The sequence below is a fragment of the Salinimonas lutimaris genome (assembly GCF_005222225.1).
Taxonomy (GTDB): domain Bacteria; phylum Pseudomonadota; class Gammaproteobacteria; order Enterobacterales; family Alteromonadaceae; genus Alteromonas; species Alteromonas lutimaris.
Genome location: NZ_CP036536.1, coordinates 699,730 through 712,318 on the forward strand (window position 1 = coordinate 699,730; position 12,589 = coordinate 712,318).

General features: G+C 50.5%; 12 protein-coding genes. 8 read left to right on the forward strand and 4 right to left on the reverse strand.

Annotated elements, in window-relative coordinates:
* The first annotated feature begins 7 nt into the window (after window positions 1–7).
* Entirely contained in the window at window positions 8–1,228 is a 1,221-nt protein-coding gene (locus EZV72_RS03035) for an alkaline phosphatase family protein (RefSeq protein WP_137165847.1), read from the forward strand.
* 5 nt (window positions 1,229–1,233) lie between these two features.
* Here the strand turns inward: EZV72_RS03035 and plsY are convergent, their stop codons facing one another.
* On the reverse strand, window positions 1,234–1,845 hold the full coding sequence (gene plsY, locus EZV72_RS03040) for a glycerol-3-phosphate 1-O-acyltransferase PlsY (RefSeq protein ID WP_137165848.1): 612 nt from the start codon (window positions 1,843–1,845) through the stop codon (window positions 1,234–1,236).
* A gap of 125 nt (window positions 1,846–1,970) precedes the next feature.
* Here plsY and folB point away from each other — a divergent pair, with 125 nt between their 5' ends.
* Genes folB through EZV72_RS03060 form a run of 4 tightly spaced genes read left to right on the forward strand, consistent with a single transcriptional unit; the run spans window position 1,971 to window position 4,031 of the window.
* Window positions 1,971–2,321, forward strand: a complete 351-nt coding sequence (gene folB / locus EZV72_RS03045) for a dihydroneopterin aldolase (protein ID WP_137165849.1) — start codon at window positions 1,971–1,973, stop codon at window positions 2,319–2,321.
* Window positions 2,321–2,821 carry a 2-amino-4-hydroxy-6-hydroxymethyldihydropteridine diphosphokinase gene (gene folK, locus EZV72_RS03050; RefSeq protein ID WP_137165850.1) on the forward strand — a complete coding sequence of 167 codons (501 nt, stop codon included), beginning with the start codon at window positions 2,321–2,323 and terminating at the stop codon, window positions 2,819–2,821. The genes folB and folK overlap by 1 nt, the downstream gene beginning before the upstream one ends.
* A gap of 3 nt (window positions 2,822–2,824) precedes the next feature.
* Window positions 2,825–3,625, forward strand: coding sequence for an undecaprenyl-diphosphate phosphatase (locus tag EZV72_RS03055; RefSeq protein ID WP_137165851.1), 801 nt, complete (start codon window positions 2,825–2,827; stop codon window positions 3,623–3,625).
* Window positions 3,626–3,662: 37 nt separating this feature from the next.
* On the forward strand, window positions 3,663–4,031 hold the full coding sequence (locus EZV72_RS03060; protein WP_137165852.1) for a histidine triad nucleotide-binding protein: 369 nt from the start codon (window positions 3,663–3,665) through the stop codon (window positions 4,029–4,031).
* Between the two features lie 69 nt (window positions 4,032–4,100).
* Here the strand turns inward: EZV72_RS03060 and EZV72_RS03065 are convergent, their stop codons facing one another.
* The gene (locus EZV72_RS03065; protein WP_137165853.1) at window positions 4,101–4,967 is read right to left on the reverse strand and encodes a LysR family transcriptional regulator; all 867 of its coding nucleotides are present in this window, start codon (window positions 4,965–4,967) and stop codon (window positions 4,101–4,103) included.
* Window positions 4,968–5,183: 216 nt separating this feature from the next.
* A complete protein-coding gene (locus EZV72_RS03070; protein ID WP_137165854.1) occupies window positions 5,184–6,881 on the reverse strand; it encodes a dipeptidyl-peptidase 3 family protein in 1,698 nt (565 codons plus the stop codon).
* Between the two features lie 317 nt (window positions 6,882–7,198).
* On the opposite strand from EZV72_RS03070, the gene EZV72_RS03075 reads away from it, so the two are divergent.
* A complete protein-coding gene (locus EZV72_RS03075) occupies window positions 7,199–8,035 on the forward strand; it encodes an HDOD domain-containing protein (protein ID WP_137165855.1) in 837 nt (278 codons plus the stop codon).
* 475 nt (window positions 8,036–8,510) lie between these two features.
* On the opposite strand, the gene EZV72_RS03080 is transcribed toward EZV72_RS03075, so the two are convergent.
* Complete coding sequence (locus tag EZV72_RS03080) at window positions 8,511–9,749, reverse strand: benzoate/H(+) symporter BenE family transporter (protein WP_269747633.1); 1,239 nt, start codon at window positions 9,747–9,749, stop codon at window positions 8,511–8,513.
* 42 nt (window positions 9,750–9,791) lie between these two features.
* Between EZV72_RS03080 and EZV72_RS03085 the strand changes: the two genes are divergently transcribed.
* Both EZV72_RS03085 and EZV72_RS03090 read left to right on the forward strand, forming a co-directional pair.
* The gene (locus tag EZV72_RS03085) at window positions 9,792–10,346 is read left to right on the forward strand and encodes a helix-turn-helix domain-containing protein (protein ID WP_137165857.1); all 555 of its coding nucleotides are present in this window, start codon (window positions 9,792–9,794) and stop codon (window positions 10,344–10,346) included.
* Window positions 10,347–10,435: 89 nt separating this feature from the next.
* The gene (locus tag EZV72_RS03090; protein ID WP_137165858.1) at window positions 10,436–12,565 is read left to right on the forward strand and encodes a TonB-dependent siderophore receptor; all 2,130 of its coding nucleotides are present in this window, start codon (window positions 10,436–10,438) and stop codon (window positions 12,563–12,565) included.
* Window positions 12,566–12,589 lie beyond the last annotated feature (24 nt).

The following is a 12,589-nucleotide window of genomic DNA, read 5'->3' on the forward strand; positions in this document are numbered from 1 at the left end:
GTGACCGATGACACGTCTGTTTCTGACTTTATGTTTGTGTCTAGTAAGTGCGCTTACGGTTGCCGGGCCTGCTAATAACCAGCATGTGGTGCTGATTTCACTGGATGGCTTTCGTCACGATTATATAGAGAAGCACGGCGCCAGCCATCTGGCCGATTTGGCCAGTCAGGGAGTTCGGGCCGCGCGCATGACACCGGTATACCCGGCCAATACCTTTCCTAATCATCTGTCGCTGATTACCGGGCGTTATCCGGTTAACCACGGCATCGTTAACAACCGGTTTGCCGACAAGCAGCGCCCTGATGATACCGGCTATGCTCACTATTCGATGGGGCAGGGATATACCGACAGCACCTGGTTGTCAGGTGTTCCATTGTGGAATCTGGCGCAGATGCACGGGGTAAAAGCAGCCACCTACTTCTGGCCTGAATCAGATGCGCAGATTAACGGGATGACACCCCGTTACTATTATCGCTATTCAAAGTATGCCGATTATCAGGCCCGGGTTGATCAGATCATTGCCTGGTTACAACTGCCCGAAGTGTCCCGACCACGATTTATTGCCGGCTATTTTTCACTGGTCGATTCACAAGGTCATAAATATGGCCCGGATGCACCTCAGACCAAACAGGCTGTACAGCAGGTTGATGCACTGATTGGCCAGCTATATGCACGTATTCAGGCACTGGATTTACCGGTCAATTTGATGGTGGTCTCTGATCACGGGATGGAGCAAAAAGATGCCAATAAAACCGTGTCAGTCAAGTCACTGGGTATCGACAGACACTTATTTGAGGTGGTCAATCAGCACACCCAGCTGCATATTTATGCCCGCCCGGACACCACCGGACAGGCGCTTGATGCGCTGACGCAACAGTTACAAAAGACCGCTGCAAAACGCTATGTTGTGCTTAATGACAAAGTCCGGTCACAGTATCACTACCCGCGCACAGCGCGCACTGGCGATATTATTCTGCAAGTACCGCCAGCCGGTGAATTTATTAACACGGCCGACGATTTTCACGCCGGCGGCAGCCATGGTTACTGGCCGCAGTTACCGGCAATGGGTGCTACCTTTGTGGCCGTCGGACCAGCTTTTAAACAAGGGGTGAGGTTGCCGGTGATGAGTAATCTGGAAGTGTATCCGGCGGTGGCCCATATCATGGGACTTCCGATTATCGGCCCGATTGACGGCGAAATGCAGGCGATTAAAGCCGGCTTACGCTAAACCGGTTAATTATTGTTTTTCAGTTTGCCCCGTTTATCCCACACGCGGGGTTCCTGTCCGTCCATCAGCCGGCGAATATTGGCCTGATGACGAACCACAATCAGTACCGCCAGCATGGCAACAGGCAGGGTGTAGGCGGGCTTGATAAAAAAAGTAAACAGGGGAGCCAGTGCCACTGCCACGATAGCGGCCAGTGAAGAAAAACCCCAGATAAACAGGGCGACACACCAGCTAACAATCAGTAAACCGGCGAGCTCCGGGCCAATAGGTAGCATCGCCCCAAACGCTGTCGCCACCGCCTTGCCGCCTTTAAAACCAAAATACAGCGGAAAGATATGCCCCAGGCACGCTGCAATTGCAATAAAACCCAGCGCCAGAGGGGTAATATTCAGCCAGTAACCGATATAAACCGGCACGGTGCCTTTGAGAATATCCATAACCAGCACCAGCACTGCGGGGATTCGCCCGCCCAGACGGTAAACATTGGTTGCTCCGGGATTTTTCGAGCCGGTGGTGCGGGGATCCGGGAGCTGGTATAAACGGCAGATCACAACTGCGCTGGACAATGAGCCAAACAGATAGGCTACACCAACCATCAAAATTACCATTGCGATCATGTCATACTGCCAGCGTTCAGGTTACACTTGTCTCACACTACTAAAAAGCGGCGCCAAGCGCCAGTCTGGCAGCAGTTTACTCGCGGTAAAACAGCAGCCTGGCCATATTTTGCAAAAAGGGTGATATGGAGCAGATTATAATTGCAGGGCTTGAGGTTGATGCTCTGATTGGTGTGTATGACTGGGAGCGTACTCAAACAACCCGGCTACTGATCGATATTGAAGTGACGACGGATCTAAGTGCGGCGCGCACCTCGGATAATGTTAACGACACCATCGACTATGCCAAACTGGCCGAATTTGTGCAGCAACAGGCTGCCACCACAGAATTTGAACTGCTTGAAGCGCTGGGACACTTTCTGGGGCAGGCTGTTGTAACGCATTTTGCACTGGAGAAAGTGATGCTGGCAATCACCAAACCCAATATTCTGCCGGATGCCAAAGCGGTTACGGTTAAACTGGTAACGGCACGGTAATGGCTTTAAATAAAATCCTGATAAGTGTTGGCTCGAACATTGAAAGAGACAAGCACACCCGTGCCGGAGTGGCCTGTTTAAAACAGCATTTTAGCCAGGTAAGTTGTTCTTCTGTTTACGAAAGTGAAGCTGTCGGCTTTGACGGTGGCGTTTTTTATAATCTGGTGGTGTGTGCATATACTTCACTGGATGTGGCGCAAGTTAACGACATTCTTAAACAGATTGAGCAGCAAAATGGCCGGACTCACAGCGAAAAAAAATTCTGCTCCAGAACGCTGGATCTGGATCTTTTAACGTTTAACCGCGTAGTGACTGCGCAGCCGGTTACATTACCCAGAGAAGAGATTCTTTATAATGCCTTTGTGCTGCTGCCATTGGCAGAGCTGGTCCCGGATGATATTCATCCGCAGACCGGACAAACCTACCAACAGTTGTGGCAGTCGTTTGACCGCAGCGCACAACGTTTGTGGCCTATTGAATTTACATGGAGAGACGTTTAAACCATGGCGTTTTTTGAGATTATCGTTCTGGCAATTATTCAGGGAATCACCGAATTTTTGCCGATTAGCAGTTCGGCGCACCTTATTCTTCCTTCGGCCATATTGGGCTGGCAAAACCAGGGATTAGCTTTTGATGTCGCAGTTCACGTAGGCAGCCTGCTGGCTGTAATGATTTACTTTCGTCATGATATTGGGCGTATGATCACCGCCTGGTTCAAGTATGGTTTTACCCGCCAGCAGACACAAGACAGTAAACTGGCCTGGTTTGTGGGTCTGGCGACCATCCCGGCGGTGGTCATCGGATTTTTACTGAAAGACTGGATTGAGCTGAACGCCCGCTCTGCGCTGGTGATTGCCTGCACCACGATCTTGTTTGGTTTATTGCTGTGGTATGCCGATGCTAAATGCAGGCAGGGCAAAGATCTATCAAAAATGGGCCTGAGCGACGGTATGATCATTGGCTTTGCCCAGGCGGTAGCCCTGATTCCGGGCACCTCGCGTTCAGGCATTACCATGACCGCGGCACTGATGCTGGGTTACACCCGTGAAAGCGCAGCCCGTTTTTCATTTTTACTGTCGATACCGGTGATTATTGGCGCGGGCACGCTGGCGGTGGTGGAACTGCTTGAATCGGCAGCACCGGTTGCCTGGAGCGAACTGCTGTATGGCGCGTTGTTCTCGTTTGTCAGTGCTTATCTGTGTATTTTCCTGTTTCTGAGCTGGATTTCACGCATTGGTATGCTGCCGTTTGTTATCTATCGCTTATTACTGGGTGCGGTGCTGTTATGGTTTGTGTTTGCCTGATACAGTAACCGGCACACAATGACACAAGGATAACGTTATGTCTGAGACGATTTTTGACAAAATTATCAGCCGGGAAATTCCTGCTGATATCGTTTATGAAGATGATATTTCACTGGCTTTTAAGGATATCAATCCACAGGCGCCGGTACATTTTCTGGTTATCCCTAAAAAGCGTATCGCAACGATTAATGATATCGCAAAGGAAGATCGGGAAGTCGTAGGACACCTGTCATGGGTTGCTGCCAAAGTTGCCGGCGAAATGGGCATTGCGCAGGAAGGATTCAGAACGGTCATGAACTGTAATGAGTTTGGCGGGCAGAGTGTGTACCACATTCACCTGCATGTGCTGGGTGGCAAGTTATTAGGCTGGCCACCGTATACTGACAAGCCAAAAAACCTGGAATAAACAGTACGGCTATCGGGTGGTGACAAAGAGGCTAGTCAGGCCTCTTTGTTGTTTTTCAGCCCTGCTTTGTCAGCCCATATTGTCACACAAAAAATCCACCAGTGTTTTGACCTTGGCCGACAAATGCCGGTTGTGCGGATAGACCGCCCAGATCCCTTCCTCAGCCACCCGATATTCATCCAGCACACTGATAAGACTTCCGTTATCCAGGTACTGCTGCACATAGTAGTCAGGTAACTGCACCAGCCCCAGGCCTTTGAGCGCGGCATCAACCAGCCCGTAACCGCTATTATACTGAATACCTCCGCTGACCTTTATATTTGCAAACTGGCCCTGCTGACTGAAGCGCCAGTAATCCAGGGTACCGGTCAGACAACGGTGACTGGCCAGATCGTTCAGTTTGCCAGGCTTACCGTGTTTTTCAATATAACCGGGGGCGGCGCACACATAACTGGTGCGACAGGATAATCTACGCGCCATCATGCTTGAATCGGCGAGTTTGCCGATGCGGATCGCAAGATCATAGCCCTCATTGACCAAATCCACCTGCTGATTGGTCAGATAGGCAGTGACGGTGACCTCGGGGTATTGCAGCATGTAGTCATTGAGTAGCGGCAGAATTTGCTGCTCGCCAAAGGTAACCGGGGCGGAGAGCTTGACCCGTCCCTGCGGTGTCGATTGCAGATTGGTAATGGCACGTTCGGCATTGTCCAGCCCGTCAAGCACGCCCCGACAGTGCTGATAAAACAGCTGACCTTCTTCGGTGAGCGACACCTTGCGCGTGGTACGATAAAACAGCTTTACCCGCAGCCGCGTTTCCAGCGCACTGACCTGCCGGCTTACCTGCGCGGTTGAAATGCCCAGCTTGCGGGATGCCCGGGTGAAGCCTTCGTTTTCTGCAACATAGACAAACTCAGTAATACCTTCCCACTGCATTTTTATTACCTCATCGTAATAGTGGCATTATCTTGAAGTAATTATTGTCGATTGTGAAATAAATATCATGAGAGAGGCTGCTGCGCGACGTAAAGAAAAGGCATCGCAAAGAAATTTGCCCGGAGGAGAACATTATGCTCAGCTGACAGTGACTTAAAGGGGCTGATAACAAACAGGCAGGAATACCCTGCCTGTCTGGTTTGTTGGTGCAGGAATTTATTCCAGGCCCAGCACCTGTTTACCCTGCTCAAAGTGAATATCGACCGGAATACTGGCTTTTTCCAGTTTAGCCAGGTCTTTGGCCAGTTCGGGCCTAATCACCCCCATCTCTTTGACCAGCTTGTCGACACCGGCATAGTCGCCGTCACCCTGATAGGTCAGGATAAGCTGTGACAGGGCTTCTACTGCCGCTTTCATTTTGTCCATATTAACCTGATACAACCCTTGCTCAGTTTTCTCAAATGCGCCTTTTTCGGCAAAGAAGTTAAACCGGATCATGTTGGCTTTACCATGAGCACTGGATGCACCAAAACGAACAGAACGGAAAATACCGGCCATAAAGGTGGTGTAGTAATCTTCCAGTGTGCCTTCCGTTATCTCACCTTTTTCCAGCAGACTCTGAACCATGTACAGGCCCAGAATATCGGCTTTGCCTTCTTCTAGCGCTGAGGCATGTTCTTTAAGTGCGCCGCGCACGGTGCCTTGGCCATCCAGGGTATTTTTAATCCCCAGCCCGTGTGCTACTTCATGAAACATGGTATTGGCAAAAAATGCATTAAAGGTAATGTGCTTGCGCTGCTCAGGTACAATCAGCTCATCTGCAATTGGCATCAGAATATTATCAAATTTTGCTTGCATCGCGTTTTTCAGCTGCAAACGACGGGTGCCTTTTTCCAGCTGCACCTGTTCATCATTAGGCAGATTGATGGCGATGGTTTTGCTACCGGCATTGGAGTGCCCGGCGTAATACACCACATCATACGCATTCAGGTCAGCATCTGAGCCAGGTGTTTCTGCTTTGTACTTGTCAGGCACCGGCAGACCTTTTTGCAGCTCAGGTAAAAACTGCGCGTATTTGGCCAGCTTTTCGCTCCACTTCTGGTCTTTGATCAACACATACGCTTCAAAAGCAGCGCGGTAACCATACAATTGATCTTCATAGGTTTCGATGGGCCCCAGTACCAGCTCAACCGGATTATTCTTCATGTCCATCCAGGCCATGTCCGAAGCCAGATAATCATCGTTTAGCAGCGCATCAGCACGCAGGTTCAGGTAGTCGGCAAACTCTTTATCCGCCGCCAGTTCAGATGCCTTACGCAGTAGGCTGGCCGCCTGCGTCAGTTCTGCCTTGTAAGCACTGGAATAGGCTTCTGTGTACAGCTTGCCCTGATCATCGCGACGCACCAGTGAATACAGCCCTTTTTTGTCCTCAAAACTGGCCTGCTCGAACTCTTCTTTAGTCATATCGTGAGGATAAAACTCAGCCCCTTCCGGCTTGCTGTCATAGTCTGACAAAAAGGCCGCATCGCCATTGAGGCGATCCCACGGACCATAGTTAATGGTTGCAAAATGAGCGACTTTGTCATCAGTCAGACCGTCCAGAAAAGCGGTTTTGTCTGCGCCATAGGCCTGTTTCCAGAACAGGTCATCCATAATTTTGGCGGCATCAATTAAAATGCTGACCATTTTTTTCTGATCACCATTTAGATGGCTCAGATCGCTGGTCAGTGTCACTGGCTGATAAATATCCAGGCGCGCTTTATCAATTAACAGTTCTGGGGCGGTCTGTTCGGCCTGGGCTGCGGTTTTTTCACTTCCTACCTGCGTATTGTCCGGCGCTTTAGAACATCCGCCCAGCATCAGGGCGGCAGCAGCGACTGCCACGGAAAGTTTTTTCAGGGTAAATTGGGTCATAGTCGTTATCTTATGGTTATAGTAGGGCTGCGTGCCCGGATTAATAACAGATAGCTGGCAAGCAGGCCAGCCGTTGGTGCGTAAGCATATCGAAGACGATTTTATTTCGCTAGCGTATGAATCATCATAAGCGTTGTAAATAAAAAGTATCAAGTTAGGGTGCAGATGCAGATTTTCCTGATATATTTTTAATATGGAATGTTGTTCGCTGGCCAATCAATATATGACAAGGGATTGAACGGACAATCTTTTTTCTTTGCGTCGATGCCTGTCATACAGGCATTCATGGCGTCATTATTTTTAGGAAAGGTAGGTCTATGTCTACACAAAATGCACTGCTTACGATACTGGTTGAAAAGATAAATAACGATACACTGGTGTTGCCAACCTTGCCGGCAATTGCCCTGAAAGTCCGAAAAGCCGCCGATGACCCGGATATCAATCTGAACGCGATGGGTGATGTGATCGGGCAGGACCCGTCACTCACCGCACGTATTATCAAAATTGCCAACAGTGCTTATCTGGGACGCTCAGTCAAAGTCAATTCGGTCAACCAGGCGGTGACCCGAATCGGACTGCGTCAGATTAAAAATATTGCGACTGCGCTGGCCATGGAACAACTGTTTGTGTCTAAAAATGATCTGGTTAGTCAGTATTTACGAGACGAGTGGGGCAGCACTATCAACGTGGTAGCCAATGCAATGGCCTCACTGCAGGCTTATGTCAAAGCCACTAAAAACCGGGAACTGAGCCTGGATACCATGACACTGGCGGCACTCATTCATAATATCGGGGTGTTGCCTATCCTTACTGAAGCTGAGCGACATGAAGAAGTCTTTGGCAATCCGACCTTTTTGAACGATGCCATTGATAAGGTGGCTGGCCGGATCGGGGGGAGCATTATGCGTGAATGGGGTTTCGGCGATAACTTCGCTGCTATTTGCGAGCATTGGCAGGATTTAGGGTATATTCCTGAAAAAGTAGGATATATCGATTTTGTCCGTTTAGGTGCAGCGCTGAGTGGAAAAATGGAAACGCAGAAAGATGCGATTATGAATCTGGCGGTACAGCGCGGTATTGTGGAAAATATCAGTGATCTGCAAAGCGATGAATTTGCTGAAATGCGGGATAACGCCAAACTGATATTTGCCTGATTTTATTATCAGTGGCATATCGGCCCCGTTTGTTTTTGCTGGTTTAAAGGGGCCGCAGAACACAGGCATCTGCCTGTGTTTTTTACTGTGTACATCGACGACCTGACGCGAGCCAACCCGCGCACAGTAGCGCAACCATCCCCGGCTCGCTGCCGGTGGCAACCGCCACGTTGTTGGTTACATCGTAAAACCCCAGCCCCGCGCTGTAATCAAAATGCTCAGTAAAGTAGACAGCATGCTGACCGGTATCAATAAGATTAAAATCAGAGTCGTAAATGGCTTATGAATTTGCCCGAGAGCAAACCCCAGGTGCCAGTATTGCACCACCCAGTAAAGTGAAGAAATGTCGGATTGCCATGTCCTGGATGACTAATGAAAAATATTAACCTGGATAGTAGTCATGCCACAGTTAAAACAACTTTAGCTGCAACCGGAAATCCGGTGACGCGTTGTTTGCAGGCCAGCCTACCGGACACTATCTCTGAGGTCGTGTTTTTTTTGATTGCTCCAACCAATAAAGGAGTAGTCCGAGTAGCAGTCCCCACACCGGGGAGCCAAGCTGAAACAGGGTCATACCTGAGGCGGTGCACAGCAGGGTCATGATTGCCGGATGACGCTGCCCGGCGTCTTCCACGGTGCGTAGCAGGGCAGCCTGTAAGGTCGCCAGCAAGGCCAGCCCGGCCAGCAGGTGCACAATGACCGTTGGCATCGCCTGAAATAACGTTACTACGGTGGCAGCCGCCAGACCCACAAGGATATACGCGCAGCCTGCTATCAGGGCTGCCAGATAGCGCTGGTCACGGTCCTCACCGGCACTATCGCCCATACAGATGGCAGCGGTGATAGCGGCGTAGTTATAGGCAAAGCCACCCAACGGGGCGGTCAGCATCTGAATGAGCGCAAGTCCGCTTAGTACCACCCGATGATTAGGCTGATAATTGTGTGCTTTTAAGATGGCCATACCGGGCAGGTTTTGCGATAACATGGTGATTAGAAAAAGTGGCAGGGCCAGACTGATGGTGGCCTGTACGCTAAAGGTTGGTGTCACCCAGACCGGTGCCGCCAGAGTCAGGCTAAACGTACTGCTTGCAAAAGCGCCTGACTGGGCGGCCGCCAGCAGCGCCAGAACGAGCAGAGACAGCATGACATAGCGGGGGAAGTAGCGGACACCTGCAATATAGAGCCCGATAAACAACGCACAAAGTAATGGATAGTCGCCGATATCAGCAAAAATATTCAGACAGAGGGGCAGCACTATTCCTGCCAGCAGGGCTGCTGATATCCCGTCAGGTATCGCGGCAATGCGCGCAGACAACCAGCGGCTCTGGGCAGCGGCAAAACTTAGCAGACCGGCTGTGACAAATGCCCCGATAACCTCACTGAGTTCAAATGCGCCGGCTGCCATAATCAGAAAAGCAGCCCCGGGGGTAGACCAGGCAGTAACCACAGGAATGCGGTATACCAGTGAAAAAATAATGCAGCTTAGCCCCATCCCCAGCCCCAGTGCCAGTAACCAGCTGGTTACCATGGCCGGACTTGCACCGGCGCTCTGCGCGGCCTGAATCACCAGAATGACCGCGCTGCTGTAACCTACAACTACCGCAGTAAGGCCAGCGGCAAGATGACTGACAGACAGATGTTTAAGCATAAATTCCTCTGTTAAACAGACCGGTAAAACCGTTACACTGAAAATGTGCGTTATAGCGCACAGCACTTATGACAGTATCACCGTGCGCTATAACGCACAAGAGGGGTTATGACAGATATTTCCGCAGTCAATCAGCAAATCGGTCAGCAGCTGAAAACCGTGCGTACGGCCAAAGGCTGGTCGCTGGATAAAACCGCCACCGCCACCGGGGTCTCTAAAGCCATGCTAGGTCAGATAGAACGAGGGGAGTCCAGCCCGACAATCGCCACGTTGTGGAAGATTGCCACTGGCCTGTCGTGTTCTTTTTCTTCTTTTATTGCGCATCCGGATGCCCATCAGCAGGTATTCAGCCGCGAGCCGGGCAGCACGTTTACCCGGGATCCTGACATGCAGGTGAAAACCCTGTTTGCGTTTAACCCGCAAACCCGGATGGAAGCCTTTGAGATTACTCTGACCCGACAGCATGAGCAGCGCTCTGGCGCGCACACCGCGGGTGTCACCGAGCATATTCATGTGATATCCGGTGTACTGGATATTCAGCAGGGTGAGCACTGGCATCGTGTACATGCCGGCGAGCAGTTTGTGCTGACCGCCGATTTACCCCATGCGTATAAAGATGTTCAGGGCAAGGTTTGCTTTATGGATATCATTTGTTATCCATAATTAAAATAAGAATAGTTATCATTAGCGTTATGGCGTGATATAGTCTGTGCCTACTTAAGGTTTTGGATATCTTTTGAGGAACAGGAAAAATGTCGAAAGTCCGTAATGGATGGTTTTACCCGTCGCTGATAGCGCTAGCGGTCACAGCAGGCTCAGTACAGGCTCAGCAAACTCAGGACGATGAGCTGGAGCATATTGAAGTGAATCCTATGCAGTCGTATCGCAGTACGGCCACCAAATCTTCTCTGCGGCCGGTTGATTCGCCAGTCAGTATCAGTGTCATTGATCAGAACTTGCTGCAATTGCGTCAGGCTGACTCGGTCACTAAAGCGTTGCGCTACACCTCTGGTGTAACCACCGAAAGTCGTCCCACTATTACCATTTTCGACCAGTTTACCATCCGTGGTTTTACCACCTATCAAACCTTTTATGACGGTCTGCCCCTGCTGACCAACAATAGCTGGAACCTGTACCCGCAGGTAGATGCCTTTGCTACCGAATCACTGGAAATACTTAAAGGGCCGGCGTCATCATTATATGGACTGGTGCCACCGGGCGGCATGGTTAATCAGGTTGCTAAATATCCTAAGCAAGAGCAGGAAACTCTGGTCAGGGCGACAGTGGGTTCTGACAGCCTGATGGAGCTGGCTGTGGATAGCAGCGGGGCGCTGACGGATTCGGCCCGCTACCGGGTTGTGGCGCTTGGACGCACCCGGGATGGGTATCAGGACACCACAGAAACAGAACGCTATACTTTCGCGCCTTCGGTGACGGTGGAGCTGGGAGCGGCAACAGAGCTGACATTATCCGGGTATTATCAGGATGATCCTGAGCTTATTCCTTCCACCCCGGTGTCAGGCATTGGTTCATTGTATGATGCCCCTTACGGTAAGCTCAGTGCCGACGATTACACCGGTGACGGTAACTGGAACCGCTTTTCTCGCGAAGTACTGATGCTGGGCTATAAACTGAATCATCAGTTCGATGATAACTGGTCGGTATTACAAAAATTCCGTTATACGGATGCTCAGGCGCTGCAGCAAAATACCTATCATAATGCGCTGGCAGAAGATAACACCACACTGTTGCGCTCAGCTTATCTTACCGACGAAGAAATTGACGGCATTACCGTGGATACTCAGCTTGCCGGGAAAGTGATGATGGGCAATGTGTCACACAACCTGCTGTTCGGGGTGGATTATCAGGAGTCTGATTCTACTGTTGCCTACCGCGATACATTAGGCACCGGTACGCCGGTGCTGGATTTAAGTAATATTGATAATGATCTGTTTGATACCCGCACACTGCCACTGGACTTCTATCAGGAAGATCATCAAATCGACATCAGACAACTGGGCTTTTACGTGCAGGATGAGATGACCGCCGGCGCGTTTACCTTGCTGCTTAATGGCCGGTTTGATCAGTACGACAGTACTGACGAGGTCGCCAATGTGTATGTAGGTGCACCTTATGGCAGCCTGGCCGAGATCGATCAGGACGAATTTTCAGGGCGTGTGGCTGCTATGTATACCTTCGATTCTGGCTGGCGAGCTTATGTGAATTACTCGGAGTCGTTTGAACCTACCACCGGTATTGATGCACAAACCGGTGAAGCGTTTAAACCTACCACTGCCGATCAGATTGAAGCGGGAACTAAATACCAGAGTCAGGATGGCGCGACCACGTTCACGGCGGCTTATTTTGTACTGACCAAACAAAATGTGGTGGTGAATACACCAGACTTTGCCCAGCGTACGCAAACCGGAGAAGTGGAATCAAAAGGCGTTGAGCTGGAGCTTGATACCCAGCTGACAGATGCATTGTCGGTGCAGGCTAACGCCACCTTTCTGGATATGGCAGTGACCGATAACCCGCTGGACACAGCCCAGGTTGGTAAAACGCCGGTATGGGTGGCAGAAGAAACCGCCTCGGTATGGGCAAACTACTTTTTTGACGATGCGCTGGATGGCCTGATGTTAGGCGCCGGGGCACGCTATGTGGGGGAGACCCAGGTTGATAAATACAACAGCGATGTAGTGCCGTCTTACACGCTGATTGATGCTGTACTGGCATACGATATACCTGAATACGACATGCGTCTGACAGGGAGTGTCAGCAACCTGACCGACAAAGAATATGTCGGCGCCTGCTTTGATAGCAGTAACTGCTGGTTTGGTGCACAGCGCCGCTTTGAAGTGGGCGTACAAAAACGCTTCTAGGGTTTGTGAAAATAACCCTGCAAC

Coding starts and splice junctions, on each gene's coding strand:
- plsY (WP_137165848.1), bottom strand. CDS start 1,845: ATGATCGCAATGGTAATTTTGATGGTTGGTGTAGCCTATCTGTTTGGC.
- EZV72_RS03035 (WP_137165847.1), top strand. CDS start 8: ATGACACGTCTGTTTCTGACTTTATGTTTGTGTCTAGTAAGTGCGCTT.
- EZV72_RS03075 (WP_137165855.1), top strand. CDS start 7,199: ATGTCTACACAAAATGCACTGCTTACGATACTGGTTGAAAAGATAAAT.
- EZV72_RS03085 (WP_137165857.1), top strand. CDS start 9,792: ATGACAGATATTTCCGCAGTCAATCAGCAAATCGGTCAGCAGCTGAAA.
- EZV72_RS03060 (WP_137165852.1), top strand. CDS start 3,663: ATGTCTGAGACGATTTTTGACAAAATTATCAGCCGGGAAATTCCTGCT.
- EZV72_RS03055 (WP_137165851.1), top strand. CDS start 2,825: ATGGCGTTTTTTGAGATTATCGTTCTGGCAATTATTCAGGGAATCACC.
- EZV72_RS03065 (WP_137165853.1), bottom strand. CDS start 4,967: ATGCAGTGGGAAGGTATTACTGAGTTTGTCTATGTTGCAGAAAACGAA.
- EZV72_RS03070 (WP_137165854.1), bottom strand. CDS start 6,881: ATGACCCAATTTACCCTGAAAAAACTTTCCGTGGCAGTCGCTGCTGCC.
- folK (WP_137165850.1), top strand. CDS start 2,321: ATGGCTTTAAATAAAATCCTGATAAGTGTTGGCTCGAACATTGAAAGA.
- folB (WP_137165849.1), top strand. CDS start 1,971: ATGGAGCAGATTATAATTGCAGGGCTTGAGGTTGATGCTCTGATTGGT.
- EZV72_RS03090 (WP_137165858.1), top strand. CDS start 10,436: ATGTCGAAAGTCCGTAATGGATGGTTTTACCCGTCGCTGATAGCGCTA.